Raw genomic sequence first — 16,367 nt, forward strand, 5'->3', positions numbered from 1 at the left:
GATATGGGCGGAGCTGACGCGCGGATCGTCCGCAACACCGTGCTGGTGATCCTCGCACTGGTGCTGCTGCGGCTGGTCGCGGCCGCGTTCACGCCGATCACCTTCGACGAAGCCTATTACTGGATGTGGTCGAACAACCTGGCGGGTGGTTACTACGACCACCCGCCGATGGTGGCCTATGTGATCCGCGCCGGCACCATGATTGCCGGCGACACCCAGCTCGGCGTTCGACTCGTCTCGATCCTGCTGGCGCTGCCGATGAGCTATGCGGTCTATCGCTCCGCCGCGATCCTGTTCGGCGGCACGCGCGTGGCCGCCACCAGCGCCATCCTGCTCAATGTGACGATGATGGCCTCCGTCGGCACCCTAATCGTGACGCCCGATGCGCCTCTTCTGGTCGCCTCCAGCTTCGTTCTGTTCTTCCTTGCGAAGGTGCTGGAGACCGGACGCGGGCTCTGGTGGCTTGCAGTCGGCGCAGCCGTCGGTGCGGCGCTGCTGTCGAAATACACCGCGATGTTCTTCGGGCTGGCGATCCTGATCTGGCTCGCGGCCGTGCCGAAACTGCGGCACTGGTTCCTCTCGCCCTGGCCCTATCTTGGCGGCCTCGTCGCGCTGGCGCTGTTCTCGCCGGTGATCCTCTGGAATGCGGATCATCAATGGGTCTCGTTCGCAAAGCAGCTCGGTCGTGCCAAGGTCGAGGACTTCCGTCCCGTCTTCATCGCCGAGCTGATTCCGACCCAGATCGCGTTCGCGACCCCGCTGGTGTTCATCCTGGGCGCGATGGGGCTGCATGCGCTGACCTGGCATCGGGCCGGCGCGCTGGCCTCACGGGTGCTGATCGAGGCGATGTTCTGGACCATCGTCGCCTATTTCGTCTGGCATTCGCTGCATGCCCGCGTCGAAGCCAACTGGTTTGCGCCGGTCTATCCGCCTTTCGTCATTGCCGCGGCCGCCGCCGCCAATCTCGTGCAATGGAAGCCGCGCCAGCGGCGCCTGGCCGATTTCTGCCTGCGCTGGGCAGCGCCGGTGGGCATCGTGATGTTTGCAGCCCTGATCCTGCAGGCCAATACCGGCTGGCTCTCCGGCTATCGCCGCGATGCGACCGTGCGCAGCGTCGGCGTCGGCTGGCGCGAGCTCGCCGCCGACATCGAAGCAGTGCGCGCGCGCAGCGGCGCAACCTGTGTGCTCGCGCAGGATTACGGCACCACAGGCTGGCTGGCTTTTTATCTGCCGCGCGGCACCTGCGTCGTGCAGCAGACCCAGCGCATCCGCTGGGTCAACATGCCCGAGCCCGATCCCAAGCTGCTCGCCGGCAAGCTGCTCTATGTCGACGAGCTGCGCGCAGAGGGGCATTCCGCTCTCAACGGTCTCTTCGCGCAGGTGACGCAGGTCGCGCAATTGCAGCGCAAGCGCGGCCCGCTCGTGGTCGAGACCTACGGCATCGATCTGCTTGAAGGCGCCAAGGGCGACGTGCTCGACCGCTCGCCGCCGCCGGAGGCGAGGTAAGGCCTCAGTCGACCGCTTCTGCCTTGGTGTGATCTTGCACTGGCCCATCCCGGTCCCGCCAGAACCAGACGGTCACGACGCCGGAGCGGCCGCGGACCTGGGTGAGGAGGGGGCCCGTCAGGACGCCGTCGGGCGCGCCGTGGAAATCGGCGGCATCGAGCAGCGTATTGCTCAGTGCGAGCCGCGCGTCGTTCCGCGCGGCGACCTCCATCAGCCGGCTCGCGACATTGACGGTATCGCCCGTGGCCGTGATGTGCTGGTGGCTCTCGCCGAGGCGGGAGGCGACGATCTCGCCGCAATGTGCGCCGATCTTGAATCCGAGCTGGTCGCCGATGGCCGGCGGCAGCGAGGCGATCCAGCGCTCGACGCCGCGGTGCAGCTCGATCGCACATGTCAGCGCGCGCGCCGCGTCGTCGGGCATGGCGCGCGGCAGGCCGAACAGGATCATGGCGCCGTCGCCGAGGAAGCCGGTGATCATGCCGCCGCAATCGACGGCGGTCTTGTCGATCTGCGCGTGAAACGCCTTCAGGATCTCCCGGAGCGCATCCGGATCGGTCCGTTCGCTCAGACCCGTGAAGCCGGAGAGATCGATGAAGACGACGGCGGCGTTTTGGCGAACGGGCTTGGACAGAAAATGAGGATCGCGCGCCAGCCATTCCTGCACCGCCGGCGCCTGCAAGCGCGCCAGCGACCTGCTCTTGGCGGCGAGATATTGCGTGCGGCGGCCTCCCGCCCACAGTTGGACGCCGATAAAGAGTGCAACCGGCGGTACTGTCGCTGCGAGCGTCGTCGCAGCGTTCAGCCAGATGCCATGCGTGAATGCGAATACGTTGAGCCCTGCCCAGGCGATCATCACCGCAGTGGCCACGATGATGCCGAGCGCGCTGCGTCGCCAAGCGAGCAGGGCGACCAGCAGCAACGGCAACAGGATCGCGGCGAAGGCATCGGCGATACGGACCCTGCGGTCGCGCAGGATGCCGTCGCCGGCGACGAGATGGGTGATCGCGGTCGAGACCACCTCGACGCCGGGCATCAGCGAATCGAACGGCGTCGGGTAGAAGTCGCCGCCGCCAGCGACCGCGGCGCCGATCACGATGATCCGGTTCTCGATCGCGGCGCGGCTGAGCGTGCCGTCGAAGATGCTCTGCGCGCTGACGGTGCGGATGGTGCGGCGCGGGCCGTAATAGGTGATCGGCAGCGCGAAGTCGCGGTCGGTGGGCACGATGCGATCGCCGAGCATGAGATGATCGGGGGCCACCGTCAGCGGTTGGTCGAGCGCGCGCGCTGCGACGCGCAACGGGAATGACAGCTCGACCTTGTCGCGGGTCCGGAACAGCATCGGTACCGCGAGCGGCGAGCCCGACTGTCCCGTCGCGACGTTGACGACGCCGACCTCGGCATGGTCCGCGAACGCCGGCAGCGGCAGCAGGAAGCGCTCGGCCTGGGGCAGAGCGGCAAGGGGCCCGTCGCTGCTCGGCTCCACGGTCTCGCTAGCAGACGGGAAGATCGCCGCCGCGGCGAGCACCATGGGACCGGTGGCGAGCGTGTTGGCCAGCGTCGCATCTCCGATCGCGGCGCTGCGGTCGACCAGCAGCAGATCGATCGCGACGACCTTCGGCTTGAATTGCACGATGGTGTCGACCACGCGCGCAAGATCGGCGCGCGGCAGCGGATAGCTGCCGCCGCGCTTCACCACGGTATCGTCGATCGCGACGATGGTGACGAGATCAGGCGGACGCTGCACGCCGCGGACCTGGGTCCGCCAATCTGTCAGCGTCGCTTCGAGGCGGTCGAGAAAGCGCAGATGGCCGTTGGCGTGCGCGGCAAAGATGCCAGCGCCCCACAGCGCGGTGAGAACGAGTGCCACCAGGAGCTGAACGCGTCGGCTACGCATGCGGTCGTTTTGCAATCTTCTATCGTCCAAATCTCATTGACCGAGCCTTGTTGGATACGGCCCAAAATTGTCCAAGCCTTATTGTCCGAGCCTCGCCATGAGCGCGTCGATGCGCGGCTGGCCCCATGTCTTGACGATCAACGGCCCGGTTGCCTCGACATCGACGCCTTCGCCCGGTCCGAGCACGACGCCGCGTCCACGGGACCTGCGGGTCACGCCGACACGGCCATCGGCGACGAACACCGAGGTCTTGGCGTCGGCGACATCAACTGCCCATTTCGTGCCGCGCACGGCAGCGATTGCCCGAGGGGTCAGCACCTTGAAGGGATTGCCACCGGGCTTCTTGGGCACTTCGATCAGGAGCGCTTTGCTGCTCAACTCCACGGAATCTATATGTCCGTCGCGGTTGGCGTCCTTAAGTTCAAATCTGGCGCCATTTTCCGTGACGATCGTGATGCCATTGTCGCAGCGCCAGACTTGCGTGCCCACGGCTGACGGCGAAGCCGTGCAGCCCGCATTGGCAGCAGGCTGTGCACACGCGAGTCCGATCAACAAAAATGACCACGCTGCGGTCAAAAGTCCGGTGCGTGAAAAGCCTCTCATGCCAGCCTCCGTTTGCGTGCTCGGCACAGTTCAAGACGAGGCGATACGCTTCCGTATCACGCGCAGAGGCTGCTGAAAAGTGCCGAGGTAGGAGCTACTTTCTCGTGACGGCGATTTCCAGACCGGGCGCGATCAACTTCCAATCACGGCGCCGTGCCGCGTGACCGCTCTGTGCGAGATGTGTGACGTGGCAACGGGTCGGCCGCCGGCCTGCTTGGCAGCGTGGGCCAGCCTCACACAATGCTCATCCGTTATCCTGCGGGCATCGAGAACCACGAAAACGACTTGATTGGATGGCCTTGGAGACACGGGCATAAGCGCCCGCAGAGCTTGTCAGTCCGTCCGAGAACTATGGTTAACAGATCCAGCTAAGTCCGTAGTTCTGCGGGCTTTTTTCTCAAAATGAGACAGCGCTAACGAGCTGCCCTACATCCGCCCGAACTTAATCCGCATTTAACTAAAAGTCGCCTTAATGACGCTCCGACCCTCTGCGAGATGCTGTTCCCGGATCGTGACCAGCGGCACTTTGAAGGGGGACTGAGTGACACCGTCCTGGACGCAAGGCGAATGAGTACGAGTATCGCTGCGCAGAGTAACGCGGCACGGAAGTCCAAGAAGTTCTCGCAGAGCTATTCGCGGAAATCTTCCCGAACGATGACCACCACCAATTGGCTCGGCGCCGCGGCGATCGGCTGCGTCGTGATGGGCGCCGGCTGGACCATCTACACCAACGTCTTCGGCGCCAGCGTCTATCCGACCGTCGGCAACAGCGGCTACGACGAGCCGGTCATCAAGCGTGCGCCCAGGGTCGCGCTGCGCGAGGCGGGTGAGGCGGTCAAGGAAGCCTTCGCGCTCCTGCCGGACCGGTTGCAGGTCGCCGCGCCGATCTCGCGCGAGATGTTCAACGATCGCTTCGCCGCGGCTGCCACCCAAGGCGTGCCGTCGAATGCCGACAGCGCCGCGCCCGCGACCCAGGTTGCCGCGGCCAAGGAAATCGCAAAGGACGCCCCGAAGCCGAGCGTGATAGCAAAGGTCGCGGAAGCACTGAAGCCGGCCTCGGCCAAGAGCAGTGACAAGACCACTGACAAGACCGCAGACAAGGCCAAGCGCGCACCGGATGCGCAGCTGCAACTGGCCTCGGCCGATCCAGCCCAGATCGTGCCCGCGCCCGACGCGAAGCCGAAGTCGTTTGCCGATCGCGCCAAGGCCGCGGTGATGTCGATCACCGCTCCGCGTCAGTCGATGGTCGAAAAACTCTGGGGCAAGCGTGAGCCGTCCGGCGGGCTCCTGGCCTATGCCTCGGCCGATGCCAACATCACCGCTGCCATCGCGCCTAAGGAGCAGAACCCGATGTTCGGCGGCGCGCCGCCTTATGAGCGCGACACCGCGGTCTACGACATCAAGGCCAAGATGGTGTATCTGCCCGACGGCACCAGGCTCGAGGCGCATTCCGGCCTCGGCTCCAACCGCGACGATCCGGACTCCCGCCGCCTACGCATGCGCGGCGTGACACCGCCGCACATCTACACGCTGAAGCCGCGTGAGGCGCTGTTCCACGGCGTGCCGGCACTGCGCCTGACCCCGATCGGCGGCGAAAGCGCAATCTATGGCCGCGACGGCCTGCTCGCCCACACCTACATGCTCGGACCGAACGGGGATTCCAACGGCTGCGTGTCGTTCAAGGATTATTACGCGTTCCTCGACGCCTACCGCAACAAGGGCATCCGCAAGCTCGCGGTGCTGGAGCGGGTTGAGTGATCTCGCCTCGCCATCAACGATGAAAAAGGGCCGCTCACAGCGGCCCTTTTCTTTTGCGTGGCCTGCGCTTCAGCCCGGCCAACACTGTCCCCCGCCGTCGATCCTCAGCACCTGGCCGGAGACGAAGGCGCCCATGGGGCCGGCAAAGAACTCGACGACCCGCGCGACCTCGTCCACTGTCGCGATACGGTCGAGCGTACCGCTTTCGACCATCCGTTTCGGGTCCACCTCGCGCGTGCCGAGGAAGCGGCCAGTGCGGGTATCGCCGGGCGCGATGCAGTTGACGGCGATGTCGTAAGGGCGGAGCTGGTCGGCTAGACATCGCGTGTAGTGCGTCACCCCGGCCTTCGACACCGCATAGATCGAGCCCTGGGTGCGTCCCTTGAAGGCAGCGACCGAGCCCAGCGTAACGATGCGGCCGGATCGCCGCTCCATCATGCCTTTCGCGACCGCTTGGCAGGTCAGGATGGTCGAGAGCAGATTGCGCTCCAGCACCGCGCGCACATCGGCCTCCTTGATGTTCACCGCGTCGTTCGGATCGGGCTTGCCGCCGGCGGCTGCGATGTCGCCGCCGGCGTTGTGCACGAGAATGTCGATCGGACCGAGCGCGCCTTCGGTTTCGGCAATCACGCGCGCGATGTCATCGCCTCGGGTGAGATCGCCGAGCACACGCTGGCTGCGGACGTCGAATTCCTGGGCCATCTCCGCGGCCACCGCCGTGAGCGTCGTGCCCTCGCCATATTCGGCGGGCCCGTTCTCGCGCATGCCATGGATGGCGACGTCGGCGCCGAGCGCAGCGAGCTTCTCGGCAAAGGCGCGGCCGAGCCCGCGCCCCGCGCCGGTCACCAGCGCGACCTTACCCGCAAGTATTTTCGATCCGTCACGTGGCGCCATGATCTTTTCCTGTTGTGGCTCGTCGACATGATCATGGCACGATCAGCGCTCGACGAAAACACGCCGCGAATTGCGCGCCACGTCGCCCGAGTCCAGATTACGCGTTCACGCGAGCGCCTCGCCGCGAGCGATGATCGCAAAGCGGTCCGATAGCTCGGCCAGCGCGACCTCGTGGATGGTGCGGGCGTCCAGGGTGCCGCCGCGTCCATCGGGCAGATCACGGGTGGCGCAGCTATCCGCATCGATGGTTGTGCGAAAGCCGAGATCGAGCGCGGCACGCGCAGTGGAGCTGACGCACATATGCGTCATGAAGCCGGCAAGAACGATGTTCTTGCGTCCGCTCGCGGCGAGCTGCGCCTGCAGATCGGTGCCGGCGAAGGCGTTCGGCAGCTCCTTCTCGATCACGAGCTCATTCGCGAGGGGGCTGAGCTCGGCGACGATGGCGCCGCGATCGGCGGAGCGATCGAACAGGCTGCCTTGCTTGCCGCGATGGGCGATGTGGATGATCGCAGATCCGCGCTCGCGCGCTCGCGTGAGCAGCCCGGCCGCCCGCACGATCGCAGGCTTGGCATCGGGCAGGGCGAGGGGACCAACCAGATATTCGTTCTGGATGTCGATCAGCACCAGCGCGGCGTCGGCAAGAGCCGGCGGGGTGAGGTCGGCACCAGCGAGCTGCAGCAGGGTCTTTGCGGTCGTCATGATTCGATCTCCAGACTGAGTGTTGGCGAAGCATAGTCCCACGGCGACCTGCCGATATGCAGGGATATTGCAGCCGTCGGCTGCGATATTGCAGACTGCTGCCGGCCGATATAGCCTCGCAGCCCATGAACTGGGACGACCTTCGCATCATCGCCGCGGTCAGAGACGAGGGCACCTATGCCGGGGCCAGCGCACGACTGCGCATCGACGAGACCACGGTCGGCCGCCGGCTGTCGCGCATCGAGCGCGCGCTCGGCCTACGCCTGTTCGAGGCGGTCGACGGTGTCCGCAAGCCGACGCGCAGTTGCGAAGCGGTGCTTGCGCATGTCCAGGAAATGGCCGCGCATGCCGCAGAGATCGGCCGCATCAGTGAGAGCCTGCCGGGCCCGGTGGGGCGTCTGCGCATCGCCTCCACCAACGCGTTCGCCGAGGAGGTGCTGGCACCGCATGCGAGCGACTTCCTGCGGGCCAATCCCGGCCTGACACTGCAATTTCTGACCTCGAGCGAGAATGTCAGGTTCTCGCGCTGGGAAGCCGATCTCGCGATCCGCCTGCGCAAGCCCGACAAGGGCGACTTCTCCATCTCGAAGCTGGGAGAGATCCGCATCTATTATTTCGAACCGATCGCGACCGAAGGCGAGCCGGTGCTGTGCGCCTTTCCGGACGAGCTCGGCGCCATTCCGGAGATGCAGTTTCTGCGGACGAAGAAAATCCGGCCGCGCTGCGTGACCGACAATGTTCGCGTCATCCGCACGCTGATCCGGTCGCGTCAAGCCGCGGGCGTGCTGCCGGAGCACAGCTGCATCGACCTGCTCGCCGACCGCCGCCTGCGCGCCACGCTGCTGCCGAAACGGCGCGACGTCTGGCTGCTCGTTCAGAACCATCTCAAGCGCGATGCCGCGACGCGCGTGACGATCGACTGGGTGCGGGCATGCTTCCAGCAGATGTCGCGTGCCTGACGTGACCTGTCATGAACGCGTTGCCGCGCTTGTGCGACCAAGATCAGGGAGTGGGGATTGCACGCGCGTAAGAGTTGCGTAATCTCTTGACGACACGGACTTGATCAGGGCAGCTGCATGACCATTCTTCAGGACACGATCCGGCCGGCGCGGTCGTCGGCGCAATCGCGGGAATGGAAGGCGATCCTCATCCTGATCCTGCTGATCCCGGTGCTGTGGTCGCCGCCATTCCTGTTCCGCTTCTTCCTGTACCAGCCGTTCAACATTCCGTCCGGTTCGATGTCGCCGACGCTGATGGTCGGCGACTACGTCTTCGTTTCGAAGAGTGCTTATGGCTATGGCCGTTATTCCTTCCCCCTCGCTTCGTCCTGGATCTCGGGCCGCGTCTTTGCCGCCGAACCGGAGTATGGGGATATCGTCGTATTCCGGACCGCGAAGGACACTTCTGCCGACTACGTCAAGCGTGTCGTCGGGCTGCCCGGCGATCGCATCCAGATGCGGCAGGGACAGCTTTTCCTCAATGAGAGACCGGTGACGCGCGTCGCGCTCGAATACGGGCTTGCCGGCACCGCCTGCAATCTCGATGGTAGCTACAAGGTCAAGCGCTGGCGCGAGACGCTGCCGAGCGGCACGTCCTATGTGACCTACGACTGCATCGACAACGGCTTCCTCGACAACACCAACGTCTTCACGGTGCCGCCGGGCCACTTCTTCGTGCTCGGCGACAACCGCGACAATTCCACCGACAGCCGGCTGTCGTCGTTCGGCTTCATCCCGATGGATAATCTCGTCGGCAAGGTGACGCGGATCTTCTGGTCGCTCGACGAAGACGGCGAGCCGAACATCGAGCGGCTGGGGAAGGTGGAGTGAGGCGCGCTCGCGCCCAAGAGGGCGCGCCCCGGAATGACGACAGGAAAGAGTGTGCTCAAAACAAAAACCCCGGCATCGCTGCCGGGGTTTCGTAGTCCTTGAGATGGCTGGACCTTAGAAGTCCATGCCACCCATGCCGCCGCCGGGGGGCATCGCGGGGCCGGCGCCGCCCTTCTTGGGCAGCTCGGCGACCATGGCTTCCGTGGTGATCAGGAGCGCGGCCACCGAGGCTGCGTTCTGGATCGCGGTCCGGACCACCTTGGTCGGGTCGATGATGCCCTTCTTGACGAGGTCGGCATATTCGCCGGTCTGGGAGTCGAAGCCGTAATTGTAGGCCTTGTTCTCCAGGATCTTGCCGACGATCACCGAGCCATCTTCACCGGCGTTGATCGCGATCTGGCGAGCGGGAGCCGACAGTGCCTTGCGCACGATCTCGACGCCGGTCTTCTGGTCGTCGTTCTTGGTGCGCAGGCCCTTGAGCTGCTCGGAGGCACGGAGCAGGGCGACGCCGCCGCCCGGGACGATGCCTTCCTCGACAGCCGCGCGGGTCGCATGCATCGCGTCATCAACGCGATCCTTGCGCTCTTTCACCTCGACCTCGGTCGCGCCGCCGACGCGGATCACCGCGACGCCGCCCGCGAGCTTGGCGAGACGCTCCTGGAGCTTCTCACGGTCGTAGTCCGAGGTGGTCTCCTCGATCTGCGCCTTGATCTGTGCCACGCGCGCCTCGATATCGGCCTTCTTGCCGGCGCCGTTGACGATCGTGGTGTTCTCCTTGTCGATCATCACCTTCTTGGCGCGACCGAGCATGTTGAGCGTGACGTTCTCGAGCTTGATGCCGAGATCTTCCGAGATCGCCTGGCCGCCGGTCAGGATCGCGATGTCCTGCAGCATGGCCTTGCGGCGATCACCGAAGCCCGGAGCCTTGACGGCCGCGACCTTCAGGCCGCCGCGCAGACGGTTCACGACCAGGGTCGCGAGCGCTTCGCCTTCGACGTCCTCGGCGACGATGACCAGCGGCTTGCCGGTCTGCACCACGGCCTCGAGCAGCGGCAGCAGCTCGTTCAGCGAGGAGAGCTTCTTCTCGTTGATGAGGATGTAGGCGTCGTCCATCTCAACGCGCATCTTGTCGGCGTTGGTGACGAAGTAGGGCGAGATGTAGCCGCGGTCGAACTGCATGCCCTCGACCACGTCGAGCTCGGTCTCGAGCGACTTGGCTTCCTCGACGGTGATGACACCCTCGTTGCCGACCTTCTTCATGGCGTCGGAGAGGAACTTGCCGATCTCCTGGTCGCCATTGGCCGAGATGGTGCCGACCTGGGCGATCTCGTCGTTCGAGGTGACCTTCTTGGAGTTCTTCTGCAGGTCCGCAACGACGGCCTCGACCGCGAGGTCGATACCGCGCTTGAGGTCCATCGGGTTCATGCCGGCGGCGACCGACTTGGCGCCTTCCTTCACGATCGCCTGCGCCAGCACGGTGGCGGTGGTGGTGCCGTCGCCGGCCGCGTCAGCGGACTTGGAGGCGACTTCGCGCACCATCTGGGCGCCCATGTTCTCGAACTTGTCGTCGAGCTCGATCTCCTTGGCGACGGTGACGCCGTCCTTGGTGATGCGGGGAGCGCCGAACGACTTGTCGAGCACGACGTTGCGGCCCTTCGGACCGAGCGTAACCTTCACAGCGTTGGCGAGGACGTCGACGCCGCGGAGCATCTTGTCGCGCGCTTCAACCGAGAATTTGACTTCTTTGGCTGCCATCTGGAATTTTCCTTGAGATGTTTGACTGGAGGGAGGAGAGGGGCTCTTAAGCCGCCTTCTTCTTGGACTCGGTGACCTCGAGAACGCCCATCACGTCGCTCTCCTTCATGATCAGCAGATCCTGGCCGTCGATCTTGACCTCGGTGCCGGACCACTTGCCGAACAGCACGCGGTCGCCGACCTTCAGGTCGATCGGGATCAGCTTGCCAGCTTCGTCGCGGCCACCCGGGCCGACGGCGACGACTTCGCCCTGGGAGGGCTTTTCCTTGGCAGTGTCGGGAATGATGATGCCGCCAGCGGTCTTCTCTTCTGCGTCGATGCGCTTGACCACGACGCGGTCGTGAAGCGGACGGAATTTCATGCAGTCCTCCTAAGCATTTGCTCGGGTTGAGATTTCAAGATTGTTAGCAATCGATGCCCGTGAGTGCTAGCACGGGCGAGCCTGAAATAGGACAGGAATTTTGCGGGGGCAAGGGCTTCTAGCAGAAAAATCAGCACCCGGAAGCACGGACTGCCAGAATCTATTTCCTAGCGTTAACCGAGACCGCGCCCGTATTAGCACGGCGCCCGATCTGCTGCTAACGCATTGAATTTCAACAGCTTGTTAAACTTTTGGGCTTGAGATGGGTTGTCAGTTTGCGTCACATTTCTCTCATGTGAGCGCATCAGGACCGGGTGGCTCGTAAGGCGCACACCGACCAGGCCACCCCTCGATGCGCTCCTGCAAAGGAGGTTGGCATGGGACTGCGGAGTGGGGGCGTTTCCGAGGACTTCCGGAAACAGATGCTGGGTTACGGGCTGACGACGGCGCAAATCCTTTACCGGATGCCGGATCATCCCTCGCTGCTCCAGACCTACGTCTGGCAGAATTACGACATGTTTCCGAAATTTCCGGCGCTGAAGGATTTTCTGGCGTTCTGGCAGGAGAAGCTCGACGGTCCGCTCCATTCAGTCACTGTGGCGCATTCCAAGCTGATCAAGCCGACCGAGCTGCGCGCAGTGGACGGCGTGTTCAGGCTGCATTGAGCACGCGATCAGGCCCCGCCGTCGCAGTAGCGCTGCCACATCGCGCGGTATGCGGCGTCCGCCGCGCGCGCATATGAGCTGGGGTTGCCGGCAGCCGAGGCGTTGATCTGTCCGGGCAGTTCGCTGCGCAATTTGTCGAGGTCGCCGATCCCGGCTGCACGGCTGACCGCGATCTCGACATAGGCCTCCTCGCTGTCCGCGACCCAGTCCGGCAGGCCAAGTGCGGTGAGGATGGCGCCGGCGGCGCGGCTGGGCAGACTGTTTCCGAGCTTTGCCACCACGGGCACGCCCATCTGTAAGGCTTCCAACGTGCTGACGCCGCCATTCTGCGGGAACGGGTCGAGCGCAATGTCGACGCGATTGAACGATGCCAGATGCTCGCTTCGCAACGTGGCTCCGAGCAGATCGACGCGTTCGGCCGGCAATCGGCAAGCCGCAAACCGCGCCAGCAGATTGTCGCGGACCAGTTGATCGTCCAGCGCAACATCCTTGATCAGGAGTCGAGAGCCCGGCACCCGCTCGAGAATCCTGGACCAGACGACCACGGCCTCGTCCGAGATCTTGCTGATGCGGTTGAAGACACCGAACGTGACGAAGCCGTTCGAAATCGCCGGCGCTGGCGCCCGCGCAATCCCGTCGGGCAGAGGCGCCAGCGTCACGAAGCACGGCAGGTCGACGATGGTCTCCGCAAACAGATGCCGGACCGCGGACGGAATGGCGACGGGATCCGAGAACAGATAATCGATCGTCGGCAGCCCGGTGCCGGTGCCATGGCCCCAGCCGTGCACCTGAATCGGCGCCGGCTTGCGCGCAAACACGCCGAGGCGGTTTCCTCTGGTGTGTCCGGACAGATCGATCAGGATATCGACGCCATCGGCGCGGATCTCGGCGGCGAGACGATCGTCGGTCCATTGCGAAGCGTCACGCCAGCGATCGGCGATTTTCTTGAACTCGCTGGTCGTCGCATCCACTTTCGACGAGCAGGCGTAGCACACGATCTCGAACTGCGCCCGGTCATGGTGCTGCAGCACCGGCTTGAAGATGAACGCGGCCGAATGCGCGTTGAAATCCGACGAGACATAGCCAAGCACCAGACGGCGGTCCGGATTGCGGCTGTTGTCATGCGGTCCCGACGCTTCTGATGCGATCTTCGCACCGACACGCTCCCACCACACCTGCCGCGCTTGCTGATGCCGTTCGACGGTGGCGTCCTCCGCAAAGTCGAGCGTGAATATCTTGTTGGAAATCGCGCTCTGCAGGTCAGGCTGGATGTCGAGCGCCCTGTCGAAACTGGCGAGGGCCTCGTCGACCCAGCCAAGTCCGGCGAGGCAAAGGCCCTGCATCATGTGAGCTTGAATCGAATTTGGATCGATCGCGAGGGCCTGCTCGCAATCGCGCGACGCCTGGGCAATTTGCTGTATCTGGAGCAGCACGCCGGCCCGCGCGAGCCACCCATTCGCGTCGTCGGGGGCCAACGCGATCGCCCGATTGCCGTCTGCCAGGGCTTCGTCAAATCGCTGAAGTTCCCGCAAAGCGATGGCGCGGTTTGCGAGCGCCGCCGCATAATCGGGCTTGATCGACAGCGCGCGTTTCAGGCTTGCGATGGCCTCGTCATAGTTGCGCCGACGGCAGAGCGCCCAACCCCGGCCGTTATGGGCTTCGGCAAGATCCGGGTTGAGCGCAAGCGCCTTGTCGTAGCTGTGCAGCGCCTCCTCGTGAAGCTCAAGGGCCACGCTCGCGTTGCCGAGATTGGACAGCGCCAGGGCGTAATTGGGCCGCAAGGCGAGGGCCTTGCGATAGCTCTCGCGGGCCTCGTCGTGACGCCGTAGCCCGTTGAGGGCGACGCCCAGGCTCATATGAGCTTCGGCTGACCGCGGATCCACCGCCACCGCCCGGCTCAGCAGAATTTCCGCGTGCTGGTAGTTCTTGGCATCCGACTCCAAGGTGCCGAGCATATGCAGCGCGATGAATTGGTTGGACGCGAGCTGCAGGAGCTGTCGGTAGGCAGCCTGTGCCTCAGGGAGGAGCCCCATCTTATGCAGCTGGAGCGCATGCTTGAGCATTGGCAGGACTTCGGCTTTCTGCCGTTTCTCGAGCCGGGCCTTGTGAAATGCCCGTTGGCCGACGCTGTTGCCCATGAATCAATTCCCCCAGAATCTGCCGGCGAGACTAATTCAGCGCGACAGCCAAGACGAGACGACGGCCGTGCGCCACGACAGCTTGGGACAAGCTACGGCCGACCGGATCGTCAGGGGTTACAACCCCGTGCGCCACAATTGCTGCATCGTCCAAGACTGGATAGTCTCTCCTCGGGTTGGACCCATCCGGTGGACGCGGCTCAAACAGGGAGGCAGACAATGGCCAGGCAAAAGGCATCAAGACCCGCAACGAAGACCGCAGTGAAGAAGCGGAGCGGCGTCAAGGCCGCGGCACGATCCCCGGCGCGCAAGGCCGTGAAGGCGAAGGCGCGCACGGCGCCCGCCAAGAGCGCGCCAAAAAAGCCCCTTCGACCGAAGCAGCGCATCGCAGTCAGCCATCATCGCGAAGAGGATTTCAAGGCCGACGGCCTGCGCGCCTACGCCAAGTACCGCGACCTCGGCATCGCCGAGGCGAGCCACGGCCTCGCGCAAGCGCACGTCATTCGGCTTCAAGGTCCCTGCGATCCAGCCGAAGTATCGAAGCTGCACTTCCACGACGTCGAATTCCAGATGGTCTATGTGCTCAAGGGCTGGGTGAAGACCTATATGGACGGGCAGGGCGAGACCTTGATGAAGGAAGGCAGCGCCTGGACCCAGCCGCCGAAGATCAAGCACATGATTTTGGACTATTCGGACGACGTCGAGCTGCTGGAGGTGATCCTGCCGGCGGAGTTCAAGACCGTGGAGCTGAAGGCGTAGGCGACGACGCCACGCCGCTCTCTCTGTCGTCATGCCCGGGCTTGTCCCGCCTGCGCGGCCGAAGCCGCTTCGGCGAGGCGAAGGCCCGGGCATCGACGTCTTGACCGCAGCGAAGAACGTGGATGGCCGGGACAAGGCCGGCCATGACGGCGCAAAGACCTACACCAGCACCCCCACCACCGCGCCCATCAGGCACGTCGTCAGCGTCCCCGACACGATCGACTTCAGCCCGAGCGCGTTGATCTCCTCGCGCCGCTCCGGCGCCATCACGCCGAGGCCGCCGATCATGATGCCGAGGCTGGCAAAATTGGCGAAGCCGCACATCGCGTAGAGCATGATCAGCCGCGAACGCGGATCGAGCGCCTCAGGCGGCAGCTTGGAGAAGTCGACATAGGCGATCAGCTCGTTGAGCACGGTCTTGGTGCCCATCAGGCTGCCGGCCGTCACCGCCTGATCCCACGGCAATCCCATCAGCCAACACACCGGTGCCATCACGAGCCCAAGCAGGCGCTGCAGCGAGATCGCCGCGCCGCCAATGTTCGGCAGCAGGCCGAGCGCGGCATTGACGAGATAGACCAGCGCCACCAGCACCAGCAGCATCGCGACGATGTTGATCAAGAGCTCAATCCCGGCGCTGGTGCCCTTCACGATCGCATCCATCGTGCCGGAGAGCTCCATCTCGGGATCCTCCAGCGAACCGCCGGTGCGCTTGTCGGAGGTCTCCGGCACCATGATCAGGCTGACCAGGATCGCAGCCGGTGCGCCCAACACCGAGGCGATGACGAAATGCGCGGCTGCGTCGGGGATGAGGGGGGCAAGGAACGTCGCATAGAGCACCAGCACGGTGCCCGCGATCCCGGCCATGCCGCCGGTCATCACGAGAAAGAGTTCGCTGCGGGTCATCTGCGCAAGATACGGCCGCACGAACAGCGGCGCCTCGACCATGCCGAGGAAGATATTGGCGGCGGTCGACAACCCCACCGCGCCGCCGACGCCCAACGTGCGCTCGAGCAGCCAGGCCATGCCGCGCACGATCGGCGGCAGCACGCGCCAGTAGAACAGCAGCGTCGTCAGCACGCTCATCACCAGCACGATCGGCAGCGCCTGGAACGCCAGGATGAAATCGGCACCCGGCACTTTCAAATCGAAAGGCAGGGTGCCGCCGCCGACATAGCCGAACACGAATGAGGAGCCGGCGCGCGAGGCCGCCGAGATCGCTCCGACCGCCTCGTTGATGGCGCCGAAGGCGCGCGCGACGATCGGCAGCTTCAGGAGCACGACCGCTGTGACGAAGGTGGCGACGAGGCCGATCGCCGCCTGCCGCAGCGAGACGGCACGGCGGTTCTCCGCGAGCGCGAAGGCGACCAGCAGCAATGCGAAAATGCCGAGTGCCGATTGCAGGCGCAGCATGATGTCCCCAAAAGCCCCAATGATTATGGCCGCGCCTGCGATGCAAAGGCAATGCCGGGCAATGCGGGAGACGTCCCGCTGTTGACAAGCCGTTCC

The 16,367-nt window shown here is 64.7% G+C and carries 14 protein-coding genes; 6 read left to right on the forward strand and 8 right to left on the reverse strand.

Features of this window, described 5'->3' with window-relative positions:
• The first annotated feature begins 3 nt into the window (after positions 1-3).
• Positions 4-1,506: a glycosyltransferase family 39 protein gene (locus tag SE91_RS10135; RefSeq protein ID WP_061847510.1), complete on the forward strand. Its 1,503-nt coding sequence runs from the start codon at positions 4-6 to the stop codon at positions 1,504-1,506.
• A 4-nt stretch (positions 1,507-1,510) separates the two neighbouring features.
• Here SE91_RS10135 and SE91_RS10140 read toward each other — a convergent pair whose 3' ends face one another.
• Together SE91_RS10140 and SE91_RS10145 are read right to left on the reverse strand one after the other, a co-directional pair.
• Positions 1,511-3,400, reverse strand: a complete 1,890-nt coding sequence (locus SE91_RS10140) for a CHASE2 domain-containing protein (protein WP_061847511.1) — start codon at positions 3,398-3,400, stop codon at positions 1,511-1,513.
• 78 nt (positions 3,401-3,478) lie between these two features.
• Positions 3,479-4,003, reverse strand: coding sequence for a FecR domain-containing protein (locus SE91_RS10145; protein WP_061847512.1), 525 nt, complete (start codon positions 4,001-4,003; stop codon positions 3,479-3,481).
• Positions 4,004-4,657: 654 nt separating this feature from the next.
• On the opposite strand from SE91_RS10145, the gene SE91_RS10150 reads away from it, so the two are divergent.
• On the forward strand, positions 4,658-5,761 hold the full coding sequence (locus SE91_RS10150) for a DUF2778 domain-containing protein (protein ID WP_061847513.1): 1,104 nt from the start codon (positions 4,658-4,660) through the stop codon (positions 5,759-5,761).
• A 69-nt stretch (positions 5,762-5,830) separates the two neighbouring features.
• Here SE91_RS10150 and SE91_RS10155 read toward each other — a convergent pair whose 3' ends face one another.
• Positions 5,831-6,655 (reverse strand): SDR family NAD(P)-dependent oxidoreductase, encoded by an 825-nt coding sequence (locus tag SE91_RS10155; RefSeq protein ID WP_061847514.1) that lies wholly within the window; start codon positions 6,653-6,655, stop codon positions 5,831-5,833.
• Between the two features lie 105 nt (positions 6,656-6,760).
• A complete protein-coding gene (locus SE91_RS10160) occupies positions 6,761-7,354 on the reverse strand; it encodes a cysteine hydrolase family protein (protein ID WP_061847515.1) in 594 nt (197 codons plus the stop codon).
• A gap of 125 nt (positions 7,355-7,479) precedes the next feature.
• Here SE91_RS10160 and SE91_RS10165 point away from each other — a divergent pair, with 125 nt between their 5' ends.
• Together SE91_RS10165 and lepB are read left to right on the forward strand one after the other, a co-directional pair.
• The gene (locus SE91_RS10165) at positions 7,480-8,313 is read left to right on the forward strand and encodes a LysR family transcriptional regulator (protein ID WP_061847516.1); all 834 of its coding nucleotides are present in this window, start codon (positions 7,480-7,482) and stop codon (positions 8,311-8,313) included.
• A 117-nt stretch (positions 8,314-8,430) separates the two neighbouring features.
• The gene (lepB, locus tag SE91_RS10170; protein ID WP_061847517.1) at positions 8,431-9,183 is read left to right on the forward strand and encodes a signal peptidase I; all 753 of its coding nucleotides are present in this window, start codon (positions 8,431-8,433) and stop codon (positions 9,181-9,183) included.
• 114 nt (positions 9,184-9,297) lie between these two features.
• On the opposite strand, the gene groL is transcribed toward lepB, so the two are convergent.
• Entirely contained in the window at positions 9,298-10,938 is a 1,641-nt protein-coding gene (groL, locus tag SE91_RS10175) for a chaperonin GroEL (RefSeq protein ID WP_060736470.1), read from the reverse strand.
• Between the two features lie 46 nt (positions 10,939-10,984).
• Complete coding sequence (locus SE91_RS10180; RefSeq protein ID WP_008563030.1) at positions 10,985-11,299, reverse strand: co-chaperone GroES; 315 nt, start codon at positions 11,297-11,299, stop codon at positions 10,985-10,987.
• A gap of 377 nt (positions 11,300-11,676) precedes the next feature.
• Between SE91_RS10180 and SE91_RS10185 the strand changes: the two genes are divergently transcribed.
• Positions 11,677-11,964 carry an usg protein gene (locus SE91_RS10185; protein WP_060736469.1) on the forward strand — a complete coding sequence of 96 codons (288 nt, stop codon included), beginning with the start codon at positions 11,677-11,679 and terminating at the stop codon, positions 11,962-11,964.
• 8 nt (positions 11,965-11,972) lie between these two features.
• Here the strand turns inward: SE91_RS10185 and SE91_RS10190 are convergent, their stop codons facing one another.
• Complete coding sequence (locus SE91_RS10190; protein WP_061847518.1) at positions 11,973-14,102, reverse strand: O-linked N-acetylglucosamine transferase, SPINDLY family protein; 2,130 nt, start codon at positions 14,100-14,102, stop codon at positions 11,973-11,975.
• 219 nt (positions 14,103-14,321) lie between these two features.
• Here SE91_RS10190 and SE91_RS10195 point away from each other — a divergent pair, with 219 nt between their 5' ends.
• The gene (locus tag SE91_RS10195) at positions 14,322-14,861 is read left to right on the forward strand and encodes a cupin domain-containing protein (RefSeq protein WP_061847519.1); all 540 of its coding nucleotides are present in this window, start codon (positions 14,322-14,324) and stop codon (positions 14,859-14,861) included.
• A gap of 159 nt (positions 14,862-15,020) precedes the next feature.
• Here the strand turns inward: SE91_RS10195 and SE91_RS10200 are convergent, their stop codons facing one another.
• Positions 15,021-16,271, reverse strand: a complete 1,251-nt coding sequence (locus SE91_RS10200; protein WP_061847520.1) for a NupC/NupG family nucleoside CNT transporter — start codon at positions 16,269-16,271, stop codon at positions 15,021-15,023.
• Positions 16,272-16,367: the final 96 nt, after the last annotated feature.

This window comes from Bradyrhizobium sp. DOA1, from assembly GCF_001593325.1.
Lineage (GTDB): Bacteria > Pseudomonadota > Alphaproteobacteria > Rhizobiales > Xanthobacteraceae > Bradyrhizobium.

Coding starts and splice junctions, on each gene's coding strand:
- SE91_RS10180 (WP_008563030.1), bottom strand. CDS start 11,299: ATGAAATTCCGTCCGCTTCACGACCGCGTCGTGGTCAAGCGCATCGAC.
- SE91_RS10185 (WP_060736469.1), top strand. CDS start 11,677: ATGGGACTGCGGAGTGGGGGCGTTTCCGAGGACTTCCGGAAACAGATG.
- SE91_RS10140 (WP_061847511.1), bottom strand. CDS start 3,400: ATGCGTAGCCGACGCGTTCAGCTCCTGGTGGCACTCGTTCTCACCGCG.
- SE91_RS10200 (WP_061847520.1), bottom strand. CDS start 16,271: ATGCTGCGCCTGCAATCGGCACTCGGCATTTTCGCATTGCTGCTGGTC.
- SE91_RS10150 (WP_061847513.1), top strand. CDS start 4,658: ATGACCACCACCAATTGGCTCGGCGCCGCGGCGATCGGCTGCGTCGTG.
- SE91_RS10155 (WP_061847514.1), bottom strand. CDS start 6,655: ATGGCGCCACGTGACGGATCGAAAATACTTGCGGGTAAGGTCGCGCTG.
- lepB (WP_061847517.1), top strand. CDS start 8,431: ATGACCATTCTTCAGGACACGATCCGGCCGGCGCGGTCGTCGGCGCAA.
- SE91_RS10145 (WP_061847512.1), bottom strand. CDS start 4,003: ATGAGAGGCTTTTCACGCACCGGACTTTTGACCGCAGCGTGGTCATTT.
- SE91_RS10195 (WP_061847519.1), top strand. CDS start 14,322: ATGGCCAGGCAAAAGGCATCAAGACCCGCAACGAAGACCGCAGTGAAG.
- SE91_RS10135 (WP_061847510.1), top strand. CDS start 4: ATGGGCGGAGCTGACGCGCGGATCGTCCGCAACACCGTGCTGGTGATC.
- SE91_RS10160 (WP_061847515.1), bottom strand. CDS start 7,354: ATGACGACCGCAAAGACCCTGCTGCAGCTCGCTGGTGCCGACCTCACC.
- SE91_RS10190 (WP_061847518.1), bottom strand. CDS start 14,102: ATGGGCAACAGCGTCGGCCAACGGGCATTTCACAAGGCCCGGCTCGAG.
- SE91_RS10165 (WP_061847516.1), top strand. CDS start 7,480: ATGAACTGGGACGACCTTCGCATCATCGCCGCGGTCAGAGACGAGGGC.
- groL (WP_060736470.1), bottom strand. CDS start 10,938: ATGGCAGCCAAAGAAGTCAAATTCTCGGTTGAAGCGCGCGACAAGATG.